This is a genomic window from Streptomyces sp. DH37 (genome assembly GCF_029813835.1).
In the GTDB taxonomy this organism is placed as follows: Bacteria; Actinomycetota; Actinomycetes; order Streptomycetales; family Streptomycetaceae; genus Streptomyces.
This window is the reverse complement of record NZ_JARVKV010000005.1, coordinates 125395-146220: the sequence shown is the minus strand read 5'-3', so window position 1 is coordinate 146220 and position 20826 is coordinate 125395. Positions and strand designations below refer to the sequence as shown.

Annotated in this window: 19 protein-coding genes and 1 pseudogene; 8 read left to right on the top strand and 12 right to left on the bottom strand. The window is 75.4% G+C overall.

What is annotated here, in order from left to right:
- Nucleotides 1-33: 33 nt before the first annotated feature.
- From QC029_RS04565 to QC029_RS04555, 3 genes are read left to right on the top strand one after another with little or no spacing between them, the layout of a single operon-like run.
- Entirely contained in the window at nt 34-1149 is a 1116-nt protein-coding gene (locus QC029_RS04565; protein WP_279554057.1) for a hypothetical protein, read from the top strand.
- A complete protein-coding gene (locus QC029_RS04560) occupies nt 1146-2039 on the top strand; it encodes a trans-aconitate 2-methyltransferase (RefSeq protein ID WP_279554056.1) in 894 nt (297 codons plus the stop codon). Before QC029_RS04565 ends, QC029_RS04560 begins: the two co-directional genes overlap by 4 nt.
- Nucleotides 2040-2049: 10 nt before the next feature.
- On the top strand, nt 2050-3285 hold the full coding sequence (locus tag QC029_RS04555) for an MFS transporter (protein WP_279554055.1): 1236 nt from the start codon (nt 2050-2052) through the stop codon (nt 3283-3285).
- Nucleotides 3286-3638: 353 nt separating this feature from the next.
- Here the strand turns inward: QC029_RS04555 and QC029_RS04545 are convergent, their stop codons facing one another.
- The 5 genes from QC029_RS04545 to QC029_RS04525 form a co-directional block, all read right to left on the bottom strand.
- A complete protein-coding gene (locus QC029_RS04545) occupies nt 3639-4823 on the bottom strand; it encodes a GDSL-type esterase/lipase family protein (protein ID WP_279554054.1) in 1185 nt (394 codons plus the stop codon).
- A 133-nt stretch (nt 4824-4956) separates the two neighbouring features.
- Nucleotides 4957-5526 (bottom strand): TetR/AcrR family transcriptional regulator, encoded by a 570-nt coding sequence (locus QC029_RS04540; protein ID WP_279554053.1) that lies wholly within the window; start codon nt 5524-5526, stop codon nt 4957-4959.
- 621 nt (nt 5527-6147) lie between these two features.
- Nucleotides 6148-6738, bottom strand: a complete 591-nt coding sequence (locus QC029_RS04535; RefSeq protein WP_279554052.1) for a choice-of-anchor C family protein — start codon at nt 6736-6738, stop codon at nt 6148-6150.
- A gap of 347 nt (nt 6739-7085) precedes the next feature.
- Nucleotides 7086-7463 (bottom strand): cytidine deaminase, encoded by a 378-nt coding sequence (locus QC029_RS04530; protein WP_279554112.1) that lies wholly within the window; start codon nt 7461-7463, stop codon nt 7086-7088.
- 471 nt (nt 7464-7934) lie between these two features.
- Nucleotides 7935-8786, bottom strand: a complete 852-nt coding sequence (locus QC029_RS04525; RefSeq protein ID WP_279554111.1) for a phosphotransferase enzyme family protein — start codon at nt 8784-8786, stop codon at nt 7935-7937.
- Between the two features lie 229 nt (nt 8787-9015).
- On the opposite strand from QC029_RS04525, the gene QC029_RS04520 reads away from it, so the two are divergent.
- The 3 genes from QC029_RS04520 (at nt 9016) to QC029_RS04510 (ending at nt 13545) form a co-directional block, all read left to right on the top strand.
- Nucleotides 9016-11715 (top strand): AAA family ATPase, encoded by a 2700-nt coding sequence (locus QC029_RS04520; protein WP_279554051.1) that lies wholly within the window; start codon nt 9016-9018, stop codon nt 11713-11715.
- Nucleotides 11716-11718: 3 nt separating this feature from the next.
- Nucleotides 11719-12597, top strand: coding sequence for an alpha/beta hydrolase (locus QC029_RS04515; protein ID WP_279554050.1), 879 nt, complete (start codon nt 11719-11721; stop codon nt 12595-12597).
- A 282-nt stretch (nt 12598-12879) separates the two neighbouring features.
- Nucleotides 12880-13545, top strand: a complete 666-nt coding sequence (locus QC029_RS04510; protein WP_279554048.1) for a hypothetical protein — start codon at nt 12880-12882, stop codon at nt 13543-13545.
- Between the two features lie 184 nt (nt 13546-13729).
- Here the strand turns inward: QC029_RS04510 and QC029_RS04505 are convergent, their stop codons facing one another.
- Nucleotides 13730-14002 carry a zf-HC2 domain-containing protein gene (locus QC029_RS04505; protein WP_279554047.1) on the bottom strand — a complete coding sequence of 91 codons (273 nt, stop codon included), beginning with the start codon at nt 14000-14002 and terminating at the stop codon, nt 13730-13732.
- A gap of 55 nt (nt 14003-14057) precedes the next feature.
- Here QC029_RS04505 and QC029_RS04500 point away from each other — a divergent pair, with 55 nt between their 5' ends.
- The gene (locus QC029_RS04500; RefSeq protein ID WP_279554046.1) at nt 14058-14678 is read left to right on the top strand and encodes a sigma-70 family RNA polymerase sigma factor; all 621 of its coding nucleotides are present in this window, start codon (nt 14058-14060) and stop codon (nt 14676-14678) included.
- A gap of 29 nt (nt 14679-14707) precedes the next feature.
- Here the strand turns inward: QC029_RS04500 and QC029_RS04495 are convergent, their stop codons facing one another.
- The 3 genes from QC029_RS04495 to QC029_RS04485 are packed head-to-tail and all read right to left on the bottom strand — an operon-like array spanning nt 14708 to nt 17795.
- Nucleotides 14708-15946, bottom strand: a complete 1239-nt coding sequence (locus QC029_RS04495; protein WP_279554045.1) for an ATP-grasp domain-containing protein — start codon at nt 15944-15946, stop codon at nt 14708-14710.
- On the bottom strand, nt 15943-17022 hold the full coding sequence (locus QC029_RS04490; protein ID WP_279554044.1) for a pyridoxal-phosphate dependent enzyme: 1080 nt from the start codon (nt 17020-17022) through the stop codon (nt 15943-15945). Before QC029_RS04490 ends, QC029_RS04495 begins: the two co-directional genes overlap by 4 nt.
- Before the next feature lie 5 nt (nt 17023-17027).
- A complete protein-coding gene (locus QC029_RS04485; protein WP_279554043.1) occupies nt 17028-17795 on the bottom strand; it encodes a class I SAM-dependent methyltransferase in 768 nt (255 codons plus the stop codon).
- Nucleotides 17796-18097: 302 nt separating this feature from the next.
- Here QC029_RS04485 and QC029_RS04480 point away from each other — a divergent pair, with 302 nt between their 5' ends.
- Complete coding sequence (locus QC029_RS04480; protein ID WP_279554042.1) at nt 18098-19201, top strand: ferric reductase-like transmembrane domain-containing protein; 1104 nt, start codon at nt 18098-18100, stop codon at nt 19199-19201.
- A gap of 177 nt (nt 19202-19378) precedes the next feature.
- On the opposite strand, the pseudogene QC029_RS31155 reads toward QC029_RS04480, so the two are convergent.
- From QC029_RS31155 to QC029_RS04470, 3 genes and pseudogenes are all read right to left on the bottom strand, one after another.
- Nucleotides 19379-19498 (bottom strand): annotated as a pseudogene (locus QC029_RS31155) (hypothetical protein); the annotation flags it as partial.
- 293 nt (nt 19499-19791) lie between these two features.
- Complete coding sequence (locus QC029_RS04475; protein ID WP_279554041.1) at nt 19792-20304, bottom strand: GNAT family N-acetyltransferase; 513 nt, start codon at nt 20302-20304, stop codon at nt 19792-19794.
- 182 nt (nt 20305-20486) lie between these two features.
- Complete coding sequence (locus QC029_RS04470) at nt 20487-20690, bottom strand: MbtH family NRPS accessory protein (protein ID WP_279554040.1); 204 nt, start codon at nt 20688-20690, stop codon at nt 20487-20489.
- Nucleotides 20691-20826: the final 136 nt, after the last annotated feature.

Sequence of the window (20826 nt, the reverse complement as noted above, 5' to 3'; positions counted from 1 at the left end):
AGAGGGAAAGCACCGAGAACGAGAGGCGAAGCAGTGCCCGTACACGTCACCCCGACAGCCTCCGAGCTGTTGCTGACCGGTATGTTCGGCGAGCCGCTGGGCATCGCCCGCGATGTGGCCGCGTTCTACGGCGGCGTGGAGGCGGCCCTCGAGGAGCACACGGGGGTCCGGCTCCCGGACCCGGCGGCGCGGCCGTCCCTGGCCGCGCCGGGAATCCGGCGCGCCGTGGTCCACCGCGCCCACCAGTTGCTGAGCCGCGGCGACGTCGAGGGGGCCACCCGCGGGATGCGGTCGGGGTACGACCTGCTCAGCAGCGTTCCGCCGCAGGACCACGTCGCCGCGGACGCGCCCGTCGCGGACGGGCGGCCCTATCTGCTGGCCTCCCTGTGGCAGCGGCACGCCGCCGGCCGTCACCTGCTGGAGGCGGCCCGCCGCGACCTGCCGGCCGCGTACCGCTTCGTGGACGCGGACGCCTCGCACGCGTCGCGGGTGGGCGAGGGACTCCGGTCGCTGTACGACACCGTCGGGGAGCTCGGGGCCTCGGTGGTGCGCAGCGTCCACGGGGCCATGCTCATCAGCAGCGAGTCCGTGGTGTCGGCCTTCGTCGTCCCCATGCCGTACGTCTCCGTGATCTCCGCGGACCACCTGGACGACCCCGTCGCCACCGCGGACATGGTCTTCCACGAGGCCTGCCACCAGAAGTACTACGACCTGCTGGTCTGCCGGCGGATCGCCGACCCGTCCTACGACTACACGGCGGGTCCGGTCTTCGGCATCCCCTGGACGCTCATCGACGGCCGCCGGCGCGACATGGACGCCCTGCGCGTCGTCTCCACGCTCCACGTCTACTGCCACCTGCTGGAACTCTTCACCCGGCTGGAGAGCCGGGGCCACACCGGGGCCGCGGAGAGGCTCGACGAGTACTGGAGGCGTGCCCGCTTCTTCGCACGGCTGACGGAGTCCCGGGCCTTCCGCGCCAGTCTGGGCCCGGACGGGCACGCCATGGCCCGGTGGCTGAACGACGTCATGGCCCTGCACGACCGGGCCGTCCGGGACCTCGGGCACCACGACCCCGGGAACTACCTGCGGGACGCGCAGGAGCAGGTCGAGAGGGTGGACGCCCTCGGAGCGAAGGAGCGGGTCGGATGAGCGGGTACGACGCGGAGGTCCTCTTCGGGCCGTTCCGGCGCATCAAGGAGGAGTGCCCGCAGACCGGCGTCATCTCCTACTACGAGGGCGCGTTCTACGAGTTCGAACGGGTCAGCGCCTGGCCGCAGACCTGGGACATCGACGCGTTCGTGGACTGCGTCGACACCACCGGCGGCGGAAGCGTCCTCGACGTCGGCTGCGGCGAGGGGCGCGTGCTGTGGCACCTGGCCCGGCGCCGTCCCGGCCTGCGCCTCGTCGGCCTGGAGAGCTCCGCCGACGCGCACCGGGCCTTCGCCGAGCGCTTCCGGGACACCCCCGGGCCGCGGGCGGTGCGGGGGGACATCACCGCGGTGCCCGACTCCCTGCGCGGCGCCTTCGACCTCACCCTGCTGTCCGCGGTGACCATCAACGGCTTCCCCCGGGAGGACGCGGCCCGCGCCGTGCTGCGCTCCATGGCCGCGACGCTCGCCCCGGGCGGCTGCGCCGCCGTCACGGTCTTCCCCGCCTCGGTGCGCGACAACTTCCGCTCGATCGGCCGTGTCGTCGACGCCGTCCCCTACCGGGACGCCCTCGGAACGCGCCGGATGATGTGGCGCGGCATGGATTACGATCACCGGACCCACCGGTTGCGGCACAACTTCTTCGTCGAGGGCCACGACGGTGAACGCATCGGCCATCCGGGCCTCCTCGGCGTCCGCGACGAGCGGGTCTGGTCCTCCGAGGAGATCCTGGAACTCGCCGGTGGGGAGGGTCTGGAACCGCACGACCGCCGGACCGTGGAGGTCGAGGGAGGAGGGGCCCAGGGATGGGTCTGCGACGTGCTGCTGCTCCGCGCGACCCGCACCCAGCCTCCGCCGGACCGGGCGCCCGGCGCCCGGCCGGACGCGTGAGGACGAAACCGTGATCCTGCTGCCCCCTCGGTGGCGGCTCCCCTGCCTGGTCGTCAGCACGGCCGTCTCCCAGATCGGTGACGCGGTCGCCACGATGGCGCTGGTGCTGGACGCGGCCCGCACCGGGCACCCCTGGAACGTCACGCTCGTCCACCTGGCGGCCCTGCTCCCGCCGATCGTGCTGGCGCCCCTGCTCGGCCTCCTCGTGGACCGCTGGGATGCGCGGAAGGTGTGGATCGCCACGCTGGCCGGCCAGGCGGCCGTGTTCCTGGCCGCGGTCCCGACCTCCTCGTTCGGCGCTCGGGTGGCCCTGGTCGGCGCCGCCTCCGTCCTGGGGACGGCCGCGGCGTCCGCGGGTTTCAAACTCCTGCCCACCGTGGTGAAGGCCGACCGGCTGACCTCGGCGAACGCCGCCGTGGGCGCCGCCGGCTCGGTCGCCGGCATCCTCGGGCCCGCCCTCGGCGGGCTGCTGTACGTCACCGCGGGCACGGACGTGCTGCTCGCCCTCAACGGGGGGTCGTTCGTGGTCCTCGCGCTGGCCGCGGCGCTGAGCGTGCCGCGGCCCCGCCGGGCGGTGCACACCGGGCTGCTGCGCAAGCCCACCGCGGGGATCACGGACGGGTTCCGCGCCCTGCGCGGCGCTCCCCTGATCGCTCCCCTGCTGCCGGTCCTCGCCGCCGTCATGGTGGGCACCAGCGTGGAGGGCGTGGCGGGGGTGTTCTACCTCCAGGACGTCACGGCGAGCGACACGGCCTACGGGCTGGTGGTGGCGAGCTGGGCGGTGGGGAGCGTGCCGGGGGCGATGGCGGCCGGGCTGCGCCGCTTCGAGGTCCGGCAGCCGGCGCTGGCCCTGGCCGGTGCCGCGCTGATCTCCCTGGGACTGCTGGCGGCCGGCGCGGTGCCGGTCACCGCCGCCGTGGTGGTGGCCTTCCTGTGCGGGGGGTTCGGCAACGGGCTGCACGGCGTCGCCGTGCGGAACCTGGTGCACCAGCAGGTCAGCCCGTCGGTGCAGGGGCAGGCGTGGGCGTACTACCGCGTCATGGCCAACCTCTCCGTCACGGCGGGGTTCATCCTGGGGACACCGGCGGGCCCGCTCACCAGCCGGACGCTCGTGCTGCTGTCGGGAGCCGTCCCGCTGGCCGTCACCCTGGTCGGCGCCCTCCTGCTGTACCGCCGGGCCCGGGCCCGCGCGCCGCTCCCCGGCGACCGCCCGGCGGACGTCGACCGGACCACGAGCACACGGTGACCGCCGCGTGCGCGGTCCGGCGGGTCGCGCCCCCGGGCGGGCGGCGGCGGCCGTGGGGACGCCGGTGACACCGGGGTCCTGCCACCTGCTCGCGGCCGGTGGACGGGCCGGAGGGGTGACGCGGTCCCGGGCGGCCTCGACGGTGGTGTCGAACGACCGCTGAGCACCGTCCATCCGCCGGTCCGCTGGGACCCGCCGGTGCTCGGGGGGGGGGGGGGGGACTATCCGGTGCGCCGGGACCCGGCCCTGAACGGACGCGGGCTGCTCCTGATCCCCTCAGGCCGGACCCGGTGGCGACGCCCGGGGCGAACGCTGCCGGACGCGGCACCGGTCCCCCGGGCCGGGAGCCCCGTTCAGGCGCCGGGGGGCGCGAAGGGCCCGCCGGCGCCGAAGACCAGCCCGACGAAGCGTTCGCCGATGCGGCGGTGGGTGGCGGCGTCGGGGTGGAGCCGGTCGGGCAGCGGCAGTTCGGCGGAGTCGGCCTCGCCGTAGAGGTCGCGACCGTCGAGGTGGTGCAGGTTCGCGTCCTCGGCCGCCCGCTGCTCCACGATCCGGGCCAGCTCGTCCCGGATGACGCCCAGGGTGAGCTTCCCGTTCGCCCGCTCCGCGGGGTCGCCCGTGGCCCGGAACCGCACCTGTCCGGCGCTGAGGGCGGCGAAGTCCGGGGCGCTGGGGCCGGGGGTGTCCTCGTGGATGGGACACAGGATCGGCGAGACGACCAGCAGGGGTGTGGTGGGGTGGCCTTCGCGGATGGTGTCGAGGAAGCCGTGGACGGCGGGGGTGAAGGCGCGCAGGCGCATCAGGTCGCTGTTGACCAGGTTGATGCCGATCTTGACGCTGATCAGGTCGGCGGGGGTGTCGCGCAGGACGCGGGCGGTGAACGGGTCGAGCAGGGCGCTGCCGCCCAGGCCCAGATTGATCAGTTCCACGCCGGCGAGGGCGGCGGCGAGGGCGGGCCAGGTGGTGGTCGGGCTCGCGGCGTCCGAGCCGTGGCTGATCGAGCTGCCGTGGTGCAGCCAGACCGCACGGCCCCGGTCCGGTGCGGGCTCGACGGGGGCGTCGGTGCGCAGGGCGACGAGTTCGGTGGTCTCGTTGTGCGGGAGCCAGATCTCGACGTCCTTGGCCCCGGCGGGCAGGCCGGTGAAGCGGAGGGTGCCGACCGGGCCGGGCCGGTGTTCGGTGGTCCCGGTGGCCATGTCGATGGTCAGGGTGTTGCCGCCGGCCACGCTGGCCCGGCCGGCCAGGCGGCCGTCGACGAGCAGGTCGTAGACGCCGTCGGGCCGGGGCGGGGCGCCCGTGTAGACCCGCTTGGTGGGCAGCGCGTCCAGTTCCACGGCGGTGGCCCGGGTGCGGAAGGCCAGCCGGACGCCGGAGGGCTGGGACTCGGCCATGGCGAGCTGCCCGTCGGCGCACTGGGCGCGGGCCCGGGCGGGCAGCCGGTGCGGCAGGACGCCGTGCGCGGTGCGTTCCAGGTCCAGGGCGCCGCGCAGGAGGTCCGTGGTGACGGGTGTGGTGATCCAGTTGTGCTTGGTGTCCATGGCCTCAGCCCGTTGGTCGAGATGTCCGAGTCGTTTGTCTGCGCCGAAGCGCCGGTACGCCGAAGCGCGGATGCGCCGATACGCCGTGGCCGTGGCCGTGCGCCGGCGGCCCGTGGGGATGCGACGGCGGCGTTCAGGTGGTGGGCCGGTTTCGCAGCAGGTCGTCGAGGCGGTCCAGGATCCACGGCCAGGTCTCCTGCGCGCCGGGAGCGCTGTGGCTGAAGCCGCCGGCCGTCTCCAGGCTGACGTAGCCGTGGAAGACGCTGCCCAGCAGCCGGACGGCGTGCGTCTGGTCCGGTTCCGCCAGGTCGTAGCCGCGCAGGATCGCCCGCATCATCTGCGCGTGCCTGCCCCCGGCGCTCGCGGCCGCCGTGTCCGGGTCGAGCCGGAGCCGCGCCGCGGCGTAGCGGCCGGGGTGCTCCCGGGCGTAGTCGCGGTAGACGTTCGCGAAGGCGGCCAGGGCGTCCTTGCCGGCCCGCCCGGCCAGGGCGTCGGCGGCCCGGTCGGCGAGTTCCCCCAGGGCGAGCAGGGCGATCCCGGTCTTGAGCTCCTGGGAGTTCCTCAGGTGCGAGTACAGGCTCGCGACCTTGACGTCGAACCGCCTGGCGAGCGCCGAGAGGGTCACCTGCTCGAATCCCACCTCGTCGGCCAATTCCGCTCCCGCCCGGATCAGGCGTTCCGTCGTCAGCCCCGCCCGTGCCATAGCCTTCTCCTCACTCACCTGAAGAGATTATGCACATGCCTATAAGCATTAGGCAAACGGCTAAGCACTCATGCGGTCGCCGACCGAGCGAGGAGCCCGGACCGCCTCGGCCGACGGGCTGAGCGGCTCCCCGAAGGCCGTCGCGCCGCGCCGGCCCGCACCGGGGGTCACGGAAGGCCGGCGGCCACCACCGCTTCCCCACCGGCAGGCCGGTGCCGGTGTGCGGCGGCACCGCCCGCGCGCTCGGCGCCACCTGCTGTGCGGACCACTTCACCGTGATCGGCGAGAGGACGACGCGCTCCGGGCCGCTCCCCCTGTACGCCCGCCGGCACGGCGGCGGGCGCCGGCCTGGAAGCCCTGCGGGCACGACCCGGCCCGGCGCGAGGGGCCGGACCGGGCGGCTCGGGTCCCTCGGCGGTCGGCGGCCGGTGGGCCGACGACGTCCCGGGGGTGCGTGGCGACGAGGACGGCCCGTGCCGGCCGTACCCCCGCCCGGTCGGTGACGTACCGGTGGGCGGCCGGTGGCGGAAACCGCACCGGCCGCCCGCTCGCGTCCAGCGGCACCTCGACCGGGCCCGCCGGCCCCGCCCCGGCGGCGTCACGGCGCCCGGTTGCCGGAGGTCAGCGGCAGCAGGAGTCGGAGCAGCAGGTGTGGACCCGCACGTCATCGATGACGGGGCCGTGGGCGCTGTTGGGGGTGGTGCTGGCGAAGGCGAGGGTGGTGGTGGGGTTGTTGGCGACGAAGGTGAACTGCCGGGTCACGTAACCCATGTCGGCGAAGGTCTTGCCGGTGATGTCGAAGGAGAAGTCCTGGAAGTTCTGGCCGTCGACGAGGGCCCTGCCGGTTTTCACCTGCGGTCCGCCGCCCGGGTTGGCGGCGAGGGAGTAGGTGACGGTGTAGGTCTTGCCCGGGGTGGTGGTGAAGGTCTGCGCCACGGTCGCCGGGACGGTGGCGTTGAGGTCGAGGGACTGGTCGCCCTCGGCGGCCTGCCAGAATCCGGCGCCGATCAGGTCCACCGCTCCGGAGGTGACCCTCCACGGCCCCATGGAGGCACCGGTGGCGAAGCTCTGGAAGCTGTTCGCCGCGACCGCGGGGTACTCGAAGCTGCCGTCGTCGAACCGGCTGACGGTGGGGGCGGCCGTCGCGGTCCCGGCGGCGGCGAACAGGGCGGCGGCCACGGCCACGGTGGTGCAGGCACGCGTGAGCAGCATGAAGACCTCCTGGTCAGAGAGGAAGTGACAGCCCGGTCGGTTTGTCGGATCAAATCTCCTCTCGCCCGTGGCACATGCCAAGGCCAGACCACCGGCGCACCGGGGCGCGGGGAGGGACCGCCGGCCCGCACACGCCGACCGGCCGGCCCGCAAGCCCCTGAACGCTGCCGGTCACCTGCCGAGGCGCCCTTTACGCACGGTCGGCGGATGGCGAGGCACGTCGTCACCGGAGAACGGGAGCTGGAACGCACGTCCGACGGCGGGGTCGCCCGCGGGGCGGCCGGCCGTGGTCACCGGGCGTGTCGGATCCGGGCGCCGCCGGCTTCGGTGACCGGCCGGGCGGCGGTTCACCCGGTGCCGAGCTGGTGGTCGGCCCGGACATAGCTCTCGGGAAGCAGGTCGGTGATCAGGACGGTTCGTATGCGGTCGTCCGCGCCGACGACGACCTTGAGGGCGGGGAAGTAGTCGGGAAGGACCTGACGGCACCGGCCGCACGGGGGGACGACCCCCCGGTCGCGGTCGCCCACGGCGACGATCGTGTCCAGGTCGTAGGCGCCCCGGGCGGCTGCCGCGCCGACGAGCACCAGCTCGGCGCACGGTCCTCCCGTGAAGTGGTAGGCGTTCACCGCGGTGACGATCCGGCCGTCCCGGGCGCGGGCCGCGGCCGCCATGGTGTGGTTGTCGCCCCGGCAGCGCGTGCGGGCCACGTGCGCCGCGGCCCGGATGAGTTCGTGGTCGACGGGGTGGGTCTGCGTGGTCGTCCTCTCCGCCTTCGTCGGGTGTCAGGCGACGTTGGCCCGAACGGCGGGGGCGCGCAAGCGAACATCGGCCGTGCGCCGGCTCCGCCGGACGGGGTGGCAGCGGATCGTGCCGCCCCGCTCCCGGTGGCCGGCGCCGCCGGTGCCGTCGCGTGCGGAGCGGCGCAGGGCGGTGGACCGGTCCTCGACGCGGTTCAGCCACGAGCTGTCGGCCGGGGCGCGGGCGGGCGCCACGTCCCCGGCCTCGGCCCGGTCGGCGCGTCGCCGACCGCAGCGGCACGTGCCGTGACCGGTGACGTCCGCCTTGTCCCGGAGGAGTCCGAACCGGTGATCGAGCCGTCGGCATGTGCGGCCGGATCCCGCCCACAACCGGCCGAGACCGGGATCGCGGGGTCCCGGCGTCAGCAGCCGGCCGACCAGGGCCTCGAAGGCCGGCGATCAGCCGCGGGCGTCCGGGCCGTCGCGATCGAGTGCCGCTCGGATCCGGCCGAGCCACTCCGTGCCCAGCCGGCGCCCGTTGGGGAGTCGGTCGTGCCGGTCCCAGCGCCACGTCGTGATCATCGCCAGCACGAGGATCCGGCACTCGCGCAGCATGCCCTGATCGACATCCGGGTAGTGCTCGCCGACCTCTTCGGGCGCATGGGCGAGGTCGAATTCGACGGGCCCGCGGCAACACGTCTCGAGGTCTGTGAACAGCAGCCCGTTCTCCGTGGCGAGCACGTTGCCCGGGTGCGGCTCGCCGTGCAGCAGCTGCTCGGCGCCGCCGCGCTCGCCGACCACTCGCCTCAGGCTTCGCAGCGTGTCGCCGAGCAGCTCCCGGTCCGCGTCGGCGAGCGCCGGAGTGCGGTCGCGGTCGGCCACGAGCCGCTGAGCCTGCTCGACTCGATCCGTGAAGTGCGGTGTCGGGACGTCCACTCCGCGCATGCCGGCGTGCAGCCGTTCGAGCGCACGGGCGTAATCGGCCGGTGGGACCTCCCGAGGTGTCACGGGTTCGAAGTAGGTCCACAGCGTGACCACGAAACCGTCGCGCTCATGGACGCGTGGCTCCACCCGGGGCTCGAGAGGAGCCACAGGGCAACCGGATCCGGCGAGGCGCTGAGCGAGCTCGACTTCGAACCGTGCGACCTGGTTCGCCACAGGTGCCACCCGGGCCAGGACGTCGCAGGGCAGCAGACGCAGAGTGAGCCTGTTCGAGTCGTGAAGGACGATCGCGTCGTCGACCGCCAGGCCGAGGGACGAGGCGGTCGACACGGCCGCGGCCACCGCACGCGAGACCTCTGGCGCCCGCATCGTCACCCGGCCCCTCTCCCCCGAGCGCCGCCACGGCCCTCCGGGCGGCGCGACCCGCGCACCGTACCAGGTCGTCGGTGCGTTGCCGGGCGGGAACGGGTTCCGGGGGCCGACCGCGGATCAACAGGCGTCCGGGGATCCCCCTCGGTCCTGCTCCGGCGAAGGGTCGTCCGTGAGGAGTGACCTCCGTGAGGACGGGCGGCGTGGGGGTCTCCTACAGTGGGTGCTCGTGCTCTACGGCAGATCCGCGGAAATCAGCGCACTCGACGAGGTGATCGCGCGGGCTCGCGACGGCTTCGGCGGTGCGGTGGTGTTGCGGGGCGAGGCGGGCGTGGGCAAGACGGCCCTGCTCGACGCGGCGGCCGTGCGGGGCGGTGCGATGCGCGTGCTGCGGACCACCGGCGCCGAGGCCGAGTCCGACCTCGCGTTCGCGGCGCTGCACCAGGTGCTGTGGCCGGTGACCGGGTCGCTCGACGCGCTGCCCGAACCGCAGAGCGACGCCGTGCGCGCGGCGCTGGGACTCGCCGCGGGCGCTGCCGGCGATCGGTACCTGCTGGGCGCCGGTGTGCTCTCACTGCTGGCCGAGGCCGCCGCGCCGGACGGGCTGGTCTGCGTGGTCGACGACTTCCAGTGGGTCGACCGGGCCTCGGCGGACGCACTGCTGTTCGCCGCCAGACGGCTGGAGACGGAGAGGATCGCGATGCTGTTCGCCGTGCGCGGGGACGCTCCGGTCAAGGGTGTGCCCCTGACGGTGGAGGTGCGCGGCCTGCCCGAAGCCGCGGCGGCCGAGATGCTGGAGTCCCGCTGCGGTGTGCGGCCCGCTGTGGCGCGGGAACTCGTCACGCTGACCCGCGCGAATCCGCTCGCCCTGGGCGAGATCGCCGCCCGCCTGACGCCCGCGCAGCTCACCGGGCGCGAACCGCTGCCCGACCCGCTGCCCGGTGGCGCCCGGCTGTTCGGCGACCGGGTGGCCGCGTTGTCCGCCTCCGCCCGGCTGCTCGCTCTGGTCGCCGCCGTGGAGGCCGACCTCGACCTGGTCCTGCGCGCCACCGACCGGTTGTCCGCCGAGCGGGCGGTACGGCCCGGGGAGGGCGCGGGGGCCGGGACCGGGCGGATCGCGCTGGCCGAGCTGGAGGAGTCCGGGCTGGCCGAACTCGCGGGCCCGCGCGTGCGCTTCCGCCATCCGCTCATCCGGTCGGCGGTGTACGAGGCGGCCGCCCCCGCCGGGATCCGCCGGGTGCGTGCCGTACTGGCGGAGCTGACCGAGGGCGACCGTCGCGCCTGGCACCTGGCCGGAGCCGCCATGGGCCAGGACGAGCGGGTCGCCGCCGAGCTGGTGGCCGCCGCGGAGCGGGCGCGCCGCCGCGGCGGGTACGGCACCGCCGCCACCGCCCTGGCCCGGGCCGCCGAGCTGACCCCCGGGCCGCACGCCCGGGCCGCCCGTCTGAAGGACGCCGCCGTCGCGGCCTGGCTCGGTGGCCGCCCGGGGCAGGCGGAGTCGCTGCTGGCCGAGGCCCGCGACCACGCCGGCGCGGACGCCGGCCTCGCCATGGAGATCGCCCGGCTCCGGGGCCGGTTCGAGCTGAACTCCGGCAACGCCGCCGAAGCCGTGCGGATCCTGGCGGCGGGCGACAGCCTGGACATGCTGGCCGATGCCGCGGAGGCCGCCTCGTACGTCGGCGACACGGCGGCCGTCGTCGAGCTCGGGCGGCGGGCGGCGGCCCACCCCGAGGGGTTCCTGCGGGACACGGTGGCCGGGATCGGCCTGGCGCTGGACGGCGACGCCGCCGGGCCGGGCCTGCTGCGGCGGGCGCTGTCGAGGGTCGGCGAGCTGGAGGAGGCGGCGGAGTACCTGTGGGCGGCGGCCGCCGCCAGTCACCTGGGCGAGTCGGACCTGGCGGCCGAGATGGCCGACCGGGCCGGACGGGTGGCCAGGGTGTCGGGGATGACCGGGCAGCTTCCGGTCGTGCTGGAGTTCGCGGCGACGGCCGAGCGCATCGCCGGGCGGCTGGCGAGCAGCCGGGCCGTCTCCGAGGAGGGCCTGGAACTGGCCCGCGAGGCCGGTTACGCGAACACCGTGGCCGCGCACCTGGCCAACCTGGCGGTGCTGGCGGCGCTGCGGGGCGAGGAGGAGGCCTGCGAACGGCAGGCCCGCGAGGCGCTGGCCATCGCCGTACCGCATCGGGTGGGTCTGCGGGCGGGGGTCGCCGCGTACGCGCTGGCGCTGCTCGACCTGTGCCTGGGGCGCTACGCGGCGGCGCACGACCGTTTCACGGCCATCGCCGCGGCGGGACCGGGCCTCGGGCACCCCACCGTGGTGTGGCGGACGGCGCCGGACCGCGTCGAGGCCGCCGTGGGCGCGGGTGACGAGGTGGGTGCGCGGGCGGCGCTGGAGGCGTACGAGCGGTGGTCGGCGCACGCCGCGACGCCCGAGTCGCGCGCCCTGCTGGCCCGTTGCCGGGGCCTGGCCGAGTCGTCCGAGGACGCCTTCGGCGAGGCGCTGCGGCTGCACACCAACCCGTTCGAGGCGGCCAGGACGGCCCTGCTGCTGGGTGAGCGCCTGCGCCGCGCGAAGCGGCCGGGCGAGGCGCGGGCGCATCTGCGGACGGCGTGGGAGACGTTCGAGCGGGCGGGCGCGCGGCCGTGGGCGAGGCGCGCGCGGGGTGAGCTGCGGGCGGCGGGCGAGAGCGGGCAGACCCCGCCCCCGGCCGTGCTCGACGCGCTGACCCCGCAGGAACTGCGCATCGCGGGCCTGGTCGCCGACGGGTTGTCGAGCAAGCGGATCGCCGCCCGGCTCTTCCTGAGCCCGCGCACGGTCGAGTACCACCTGTACAAGATCTATCCGAAGCTGGGCATCGGCTCCCGCGCGGAGCTGGCGCGACTGGTAGTTCTACAGAAGGCGCCCGCGGCGGAAGCGGACATGCTCTGAGACATGCATGACGTGAGCATCTGGAGTGAGGAGTTCGGCGCCGTGAAGGACGCGCCGATCCTGTTGATCATGGGGTCGATGTCGCAGGGCGTCCTGTGGCCGGACGAGTTCGTCGGCCGCCTCGTCGCAGGAGGCCGCCGGGTGATCCGGTACGACCACCGCGACACCGGCATGTCGGGCACGGTCGACTTCGCGGCGGAGCCGTACACCTGGGAGGACATCAAGGACGACGTGTACCGCGTGCTGGACGCCCACGGCCTGGAGAGCGCGCACCTGGTCGGCCACTCGGCGGGCGGGCTGCTCGGCCAGTTCGTCGCGGTGGAGCGGCCGGAGCGGGTGCGCTCGCTGACCGTCATCGGCTCCTCACCGCTCGGCGGCGGCGAAGGCCGGGTGCTCATGCGGGCCCTGACGGGGCAGCCGCAGCCCGAGGGGAGCCTGCCCGAGCCGACGCCGGAGTTCGTGGCCTTCTACCGTGCGCTGATGGCCGCCCCGCCGCCGGAGGACCGGCGCGCCCGGATCGACGGCATGATCGCCGAGCAGCGCGTGCTGCACGGCACCGGGCTGCCGTTCGACGAGGACGCGGCGCGCCGGCTGCAGGAACGGATCCACGACCGGGCCCGCGACCTGTCGGCGGTGGCCAACCACCGGCTGGCCGCGGCGGCCAAGCCGGACTTCGAGCCGGTGGGCGTGCTGCACCGGGTGAAGGCGCCCACGCTGGTCGTCGAGGGCAGCCACGAGCCGGCCAAGCCGGGCCACGGCGCGATCATCGCCGAGCGGATCCCGGGGGCGCGGCTGATGACCGTGGCGGGCATGGGGCACACGCTGCCGCCGGAGGTGCACGAGGAGCTGGCCGCCGCCGTCCTCGCGCACACGGCCGGGTGACGCCTGCCCGGGCGGCGCGGCGTACGGTCGCCGGCCCGGAGGACGGTCGCCGGCCGGGGGCGGGACCGGCGGGCGACGGCACGGGCCGGGGCCGTGCGGCCTTTCCCCCGGTCCTTCGTCCGGCGGCCGGTCGGCCGGTCGGCAGTTGACGGGCCCGGGGCCGGGACGGCCCCGGGCCCTTGACCCGGAGGAGCCGGGGCGGCGCCGTGCGGCGAGGTGGTGCCGGGAAATCCCGGCCGCTCGATTCCGGATGCGTACCGGAAGTGCGACCATGGGCGGGCCATGGGTACGGGAGTCGTCCTGCGAGCGGTGCGTACCGTGGTGTTCGCGTCGGTGTGCGTGCTGTTCACGGTGCTGGGGCACACGGCGGTTTCCGGCGTTCCCGTCTCCCCGTGGGTGGTGGCGGGCGCCGTCTGCGTCACGGCGGGAGGCGCCTGGAGGCTGACGGGGCGTGAGCGACGGCCGCTTCCGGTGAGCGCGGCCGCCCTCGCCTCGCAGGCCCTTCTCCACATCGGGTTCTCGCTCTCCCCGGCGGGCCGGTGGCCGTTCCCCTCCGGGACGCCCTCGTTCGCCGGGGACCACACGGGCCACCTGCCGTGCGGTCCGCCGGTCACGGACCGGTGCCCTGGACACCCGGTCCGTGTCGCGGCGGAGGCCGTGGGAGGCGTGGCCGTGCCGGGCGGGGTCGCCGGCATGGTGGCCGTCCACCTGCTGGTCGCCCTGGCGGGCGCCGTGTGGCTGTCGGGCGGCGAACGGGCCGTGTACCGGCTCGTCCGGGCGCTGTCGGCGTGGCTGTACGCGCCGCTCGTCCTCCTCACGGGTCGTCGCACACCCGTGCCGTGTCCGCAGTGCGGGCCGGTCCGGAGCTTATGGCGTCCGCTCCGGCGCTTCGTACTGGTCCACGTCGTCTCGTCGCGAGGTCCGCCCCGCCAGGGCTCTGTCGTGTGACCGCACGGAGCCATCGGCCGGGGAACGGGACGCGGTGCCGCCCCCTCCGGCCGCCCGTCCACCGGCCGCCGACGGCCGGACACCCGAAGGACCTCAGACGATGAACCCTGTCCATGACCACACGCCCGCGCCGGCCGGTTCCGCCCCGGGCGGGGCCCCACGGCGACGGGAGCCCTCCCGGCCCTCAGCCGGCCTGCGTACCGCCCCACTCCCGTCCGTCTTCGGCACGCGCCCCGGACCCCGCCCGCAGGTGGGCGAGGAGCCGGTCCGCACCGGAGGTCTCGCCGCCGTCCGCCGGGAGCGTGGCCTGCCGCAGCCGCCGGGCGCTCTCCTCCCACCGGCGGCACCGCGCGCAGGACGCCAGGTGCGCCTCGAGGGCCGGAACGGCGACGTCCGGCGGCAGCGCCTCGCCGTCGACGCGGGCGGAGAGGGCGGTGCGGATGCGGGAACACGGCATGGGCCCATCCTCCCCGAAGGCCCGGGAGCGCAGCGGCGTGTCGGGGAGGAGAGCCGTGCGTGACGACGAGCAGGTGACGATGTGGGCCCTGGCGGCCCGGTTCGGCGACCCGGAGGCGACCGAGTCCTTCGTCCGGGGCACCCTGCGTGACGTCCGGCGGTACGTCACCCACCTCAGCGGTGACGCGCGGGCGGCGGACGACCTCGTGCAGGACACCTACCTGCGGGCCCTGCGCGGCCTTCCCGGCTTCGAGGGGCGCTCGCCCGCCCGCATCTGGCTGCTGGCGATCGCCCGGCGGGTGGTGGCCGACCGGTTCCGGACGGCCTCCGCCCGCCCTCGGGTGGCGGATGTGGAGGACTGGCAGTCGGCGGTGGAGGGGGAACAGCCCCGGGGGTTACCGGGGTTCGAGGAGGGCGTGGTGCTGTCGGAGCTCCTCGCGGCCCTCCCCGCGGACAGACGGGAGGCGTTCGTGCTCACGCAGCTCCTCGGCCTGCCGTACGCGGAGGCGGCCGCGGTGGCGGGCTGCCCGGTCGGTACGGTGCGTTCGCGGGTCGCCCGGGCGCGCGAGACCCTGATCGGTCTGCTGGGCGCGGCGGAGGCCGACGGGCAGCGGGAGCCGCGCCGCGAGCGGGACCCGGAGCGGGGGGCACCGAGCCTGACCGGCTCCCCCACCTGAGACGGTGCCGGGGCCGGCCGGTTCCCCCGTCATCCCCGGTGGTCGGCGGGCGGGTCGGGTACCACGACCGGCCGCACGCTGCCCGCGGCGCTCAGGGCGCGGTGCAGGGCCAGCTCGGCGGTCGCCGCCTCGGCCAGGACGATCCCGGTGCAGCCGCGCTGGTCCTCCAGGTGCTCCACGCGGTCCCCGGGGGCCGCGGTGGGGTACCACTGGGGCGAGCCGGGAAAGGCGGACAGGTGCTCCAGCCCCGACCAGCCGGTGAGGGTGCCGGGCCGGTCGGGGTAGAGGAGGACGAAGCCGGTGGCGGGCCCCGAGGGGGCGGGCGCGTCCAGCAGGGCGGGGCGCCGGCCGAGCGCCGTGTCGACCACGGCCTCGTAGACGTTGGTCCCCAGGGCGCGGCACAGGGCCTCGCCGACGAGGGCGCCGCCGATGCGCCGGTTGATCTCCACCAGCTCCGGGCCCCGGGAGGTGAGGACGAACTCCACGTGCGCGAAGCCGCAGTCGTGGCCGGCGGCCTCCAGCACCCGCCCCACCCACGCGCCGAGCGCGGCGGACTCGGTGTCGGGGAGGGCCACGGGGAAGGCGGCCGCCTCCTCGCGGACGGAGGGCTGCGGGGACATCTGGCGGCTGAGTACGCCCAGCAGCCGCGTCTCGCCCTTCCAGCTCAGGGTCTCCGCGCTGTAGACGGGCCCGGCGAAGAAGGGTTCGGCGAACAGCCTCCCGGTGAGGGGCCGCCGCGCGGCCTCGGCGAGGACCTCACGCAGCCGCCGCTCGTCGCGCACCACCCAGACGTTGCGGGAGGAGGTTCCCGCGGAGTCCTTGAGGACGGCCGGCAGGCCGACGCCGGCGAGCACCTCGGCGGCGGCCGAGGGGCCGGGACGCACCAGGAGGGCACGGCCGCGGCTCAGCCCCCGGTCGTGCAGGAGGTTGCGTACCCGGTGCTTGTCCCGCAGCAGGCGTACCGCGGCCGGCCCGGGCCCCGGGAGGCCGAGCCCGGCGGCGAGGTCGGCTCCGGGGACGCTCCAGGTGTCGGTGGAGTTGACCAGGCCGCACAGGCCGGGCAGCCCCGCCAGCACCGCGGCGGTGGCGGCCTCGTCGCGGGTGTCGACGTCGACGACGTCGAGCGCGCCGGGGGCCAGCCGTTCCAGTTCGTGGCGGTAGACGTCCCGGTTCCCGGTGAGCAGGCACAGCCGGTGCCCTGCCTTCCCGGCCGCCTCCACCAGGCGTCCCAGGCCGAAGGTGAGCTCCTCCAGGGCGGCGATGGTCACGCGGTCGGCTCCTTCGCGGTCGAGGCCGGTACGGTCCGCCGTGCGGACGGGGAGGACACGTCGTGGCTCCGCCGCCCCCACTCCATGACCGACCAGGGCAGGGAGAGGTCGGCGAGGGAGGTGATCTGATGGGGTTTGAGGCCGCGGGGATCGAGGGCCTCGCGGTGCCGGGCGAAGACGCGTTCGGTGTAGCGGTGGCCGGTGTCCGCGCCGATGACCAGGTGGACGCGCTCGGGCTGCCGGGCGGCCTCCCAGCCCGCGACCAGGTGGGCCGCGCCGCTGGACAGCCCCGCGAACACCGCGTGGTCGCGCAGCAGCCCGACGGCGCCGGCCATGGCGTGCCGGAAGTCGACCCAGTGCAGGGTGTCGTACAGGCCGTGGCGGACGTTTCCGAAGGGGATGGAGCTGCCGATGCCGGCGATGATCGCCTCGGGGTCGCTGAAGCCCTCGCTGCCGAAGGTGACGCTGCCGAAGGGCTGCACCCCCACCAGCCGCACCCGCCGGCCGCGTTCGCGCAGCGGCTGGACGAGTCCGCCGGTGGAGGACCCGGTCCCCACGGCGCCGACCACGGTCAGCGGGCCGCCGGGCAGCGCGGCGTCGACCAGGTCGGCGAACTCCCGGTACCCGGCGTAGTGGACGGGGTCGTGGTACTGGCGCATCCAGTACATGTCGGGCCGGTCCGCGATCAGCTGCCGCACCCGCCGCACCCGCCGCTCCTGGTCCAGGCGCAGGTCCTGGGAGGGCGGCATCTGGTCCACGGTGGCGCCGAGGACCTCGAGCTGGGCGCGCATGGCCGTGTCGACGGTGGTGGAGGCGACGATGTGGCAGCGCAGGCCGTGGCGGTGGCAGGCCATGGCCAGCGCCAGGGCGTAGATGCCGCTGGAGCTGTCGACGAGGGTCTGGCCCGGGACCACGGTGCCGCGCTCCAGCAGCGCGCGGACGGCCCCGAGCGCGGCGTAGACCTTCAGCGTCTCGAACCGGGCGAGCACGACGGCGTCGCCCAGCCGGATCAGGTCGGGGGCCTTCAGGGCGTCGGTGATGTGCTCGTGGACCGGGGGAACCGGTGCGGTGCGCACGCCGGTCACCGCCCTTCCGCCGGCGCGGGGCCGCCCGGCCGGACGCCGCGCACGATGAGCCGCCGCGCGTGGTGGTCGTACGGGGCGCCGTCGAAGTCGCCGTAGCACTCCACACGGGTGAAGCCGGCCTCCTCGAACATCCCCCGCAGCTCGGCCGCGCTGTAGACGAAGGAGGTGATCGACGCCTGCCGCGCCGTCCGGCCGCGCACCAGCGTCCAGTCGGTGCGCAGCCGCGTCCAGTCGTCCAGGATGGTGTCGCGCTGCACCACGTAGGCGCCGTCCTCGAGCTCCACGAGCTGGGGGCGGCCGATCCAGCCGGCGAGGACCTCCTTGCCCATCACGTCCACCAGCAGCCGGCCGCCCGGGACCAGCGACTGACGGGCGTTGCGCAGCACGCGGAGGTTGTCCCGCGGGTCGTCGAAGTAGCCGAAGGAGGTGTAGACGTTCAGCACCACGTCGTAGGACTCCGGCTCGACGTGCTCCAGCATGTCCGCCCGCACCAGCCGGACCTCGGCCCCGGCCGCCGCGCAGGCGGCACGGGCCCTGTCCAGCATGACGGGGCTGAGATCGACGCCGGTCACCCGGCATCCGGCGCTCGCGAGCGGCACGAGGTACAGGCCGGGGCCGCAGCACAGGTCCAGTACGCGGGTCCCGGCGGGGAAGTCCAGCAGCGGGGACTTCGCGACGGTGGAGGCCACCTCCGCGCGTCTGCGTTCGGAGAACATCGTCTCGGAGAACTCCGACCAGAGCGTGTCGTCCTCGTACCAGTGCATGCCGCTGCCACCTCGATTCCGGGGCCGACCAGAGCCGGGGGGAGCAGCACCCGGCCCGGTGGGCACGGGCGCCCACAACCCAGACGTCGGACGCCTCCCCGTCCCGGTTCCCGCCGGACCGGTGAAGGATATGTGAAGGACCGGCCGTACCGGAGCGGGCGGCGCGCCGCGGCGCGCGGACCTTTCCGGGACCGCGACTTCTGGCTACTCTCGGGGCGCCCGCGGACGGAGGCCGTGCCCTCACGTGCGGACGCCCGACCGGGCAAGCCGTTCACCCCCCACGAGAAAGCGGTGTCCCTGCGATGGTGAAGACCTCGGCCCAGGCGAAGCGACGTCAACGGTTCGACCGGTCCGCGCTGCGGGCGGACCTGCGGGCGGCGCTGCCCGACGCCACCGCCGCGCTGGTGATCACCGCGGGCGTCTTCGCGTGGCTGTACGCGCGGGTGGAGGCGGGCACCTCCATGACGATCCAGGTGATGCCGCCGCTGGCGGACGCCGACCGGTACTGGATGTACTGGTTATGCCAGGCGTTCGGCTGGACGGGGCTGCTGTGGGCGTGGATCACCGTCGTGCTCGGCCTGGTCCGCTCCAGCGCCCGCCCCGGATGGCTGCGGGTGCCGGCGGTACGGATCGAGCGCTGGCACCGCACCACCAGTCTGACCACCATCGGCCTGATGTTCGCGCACGCCGCCATGTTCTTCGCCGAGCTGGTGCGCACCAACAAGGACGGGGCGGGCTGGCCGGGGAGGCTGGCCACCTCCTTCGCCGAGGTCTTCGTCCCCGGCGTCTACTCCTCGGGAACCGGCCGGATCGCCATCCTGATCGGCCTGCTCGCCCTCTACCTCGCCATCCCGCTCGGCCTGGCCTTCTACCTGCGGCAGGCCACCGGCTCCCGGATGTGGCGGGCCCTGCACCGCTTCGTCATCGTCGTCTACGTCCTCAGCGTGTGGCACACCCTGCTGTACGGGACCAACGTCTGGTACGACGGCGTCTTCCGCACCACGGTGTGGCTGCTGCAACTGCCCGTCGCCGTCCTGCTCCTGGTCCGGCTGCTCGTCCCCGCACGGCGCGGTGAGCGCCTGCACCTGCGCGACGCGGCCACGCGGCCGGGCGCGCTGCCCCTGGTGGCCCGGTCGGCGGGGCGGATCGCCGCCGCCGCCACCGTCGTCGGCCTGCTGGCCGTCACCGCCACCGGCCGCGACGGCGGCCGCACCCCCGGCGTCACCGGCGCCGGGCTCAACACCACCCAGACGCAGGTGTGGGCGGGACTGGCCGTGCTGGTGATCGCCCTCGCGGCCGTCGCGTACCGCCTGCGCCCCGCACGGCCCGCCGGGACCTCCGGCACCGCTCCGGCCGCTTCCGGGGCCGGAGTCGCGGACCCCGGCGAGGAGCGGGAGCGGCACTGACCGGCGCCCCCGCGCACCGGCCGTCACGGCGCGTTGGCGTTCGGGACGGGGACGGGAGCGGTGCCCGCGCGCCCGCCCGCGGCGCGCACGACCGCACCGTTCCCGTCCCCGTCCTCCTCCGGACCCGGCCCACCGGACGACCCCGTCGGCGTCCGGGCCGCCCGGCAGGACGTCCTCGCCGGGGCCGCCGGTGACGGTGTCACGGCCCTCCTCGCCGTGGACGGTGTCCGCGCCTCCGTGGGCCTCGATGTGGTCGCCCCCGGCCTCCCGCGAGGATCTGGTCCCCGCCCCGCCCATCAGGTGGTCCATGCCGTCGCCGGGCAGGACGCGGATGTCACCGGCGGAGGAGGCGGCCACCGGCAGTTCGCACGGCGCGGGTCGCGTCGCCGGGGCCGGGGTGCGCGCAGTGCTCCCCGGCCTGGACGGGCACCCCGTCGCTGAAGGCGATCGAGCGCACGTCCGTGCCGGTGCCCACGGGCGTGACCCGGAGTGCGTTGGTCTGCCCGGCGGCGGACCCGGCCCGTGCCGGGCGCGGGGCGGGCGAGGTCCCGCCGCGCGCCGGCAGGGCGCGGGACCGGCACCGCCGCGGCTCAGGACACCTCGGTGGTGGAGATCACCAGCATCTTCGTCACCGTGCCGTCGTCGCCGACCACGTCGCGCACGTGCCGGAAGCCCAGGCGGCGGCACATCGCCAGGCTGGCGGCGTTCCCGTCGCCGACCATGCCGTAGGCCTCCTTCAGCCCCAGGTTGTCAGCGGCGTGGCGCAGCAGGCCGCGGACCACCTCGGTGCCCAGCCCCTTGCCCCAGTACCGGGGGGCGAGCGCGGTGACGAGTTCGTGCCCGTCGACGTTGCCGGTCTTCTTCACCTCCGCGTGGCCGACGTACACCCCGTCGCACCACACGCCCCACACGTCGAACAGGCGCTTGGGGTAGACGTCGGTGAGGATGGCGCGGAACAGCACGCGGAGGTCCGCCTCGGGGACCTGCTCCTGGCCCATCCAGCGGCAGACCTCCTCGTCGCGCAGGAGGGCGACGAAGGCGTCCTCGTCCTCGGGGCGGTAGGGCGTGAACTCCAGCCGGTCGGTGCGCAGAACGGGCGTCATGGCGGCTCCTCGTGGTGATGCGGTGCGGTTGGGACGGCCGCTTCGCGGTGGGGCGCGGCGCGGCGGTGCGTGTGGGGGGCCGGACCAAGGCGGTGGAGTGTGGCGGGGGTGTGTGGCGGGGGTGTGTGGCGGGGGTGGTGCCGGGGGCGGCGGTCGCCGCCCCCGGCGCCGGAGGCGCGGGCTCAGGCTCCGGTGTTCTCCATCCGCTCGCGCAGGCTGCGCGGGCGCATGTCGGTCCAGACCTCGTCGACGTAGGCGGAGCACTCGGCCTCCGTGCCCTCCTTGCCGACGGGGTGCCAGCCGGCGGGCACCTCCACGTCGACCGGCCACAGCGAGTACTGCTCCTCGTCGTTGCGCAGCACCTGGTAGCGGGTGTTCTCGTCCATGTCGCGCTCTCCCGTCGTGGGTCGGGTTCTCCGGCCGGAACGGGCCGGCCTGTCCTGTTCGGTCTGCTCGTACGTGCGGTCCGCGGGGGTCCGCGGGGCGGTCCCCGGGGAACGGGCCCGGCCGGCGCACGGCGCC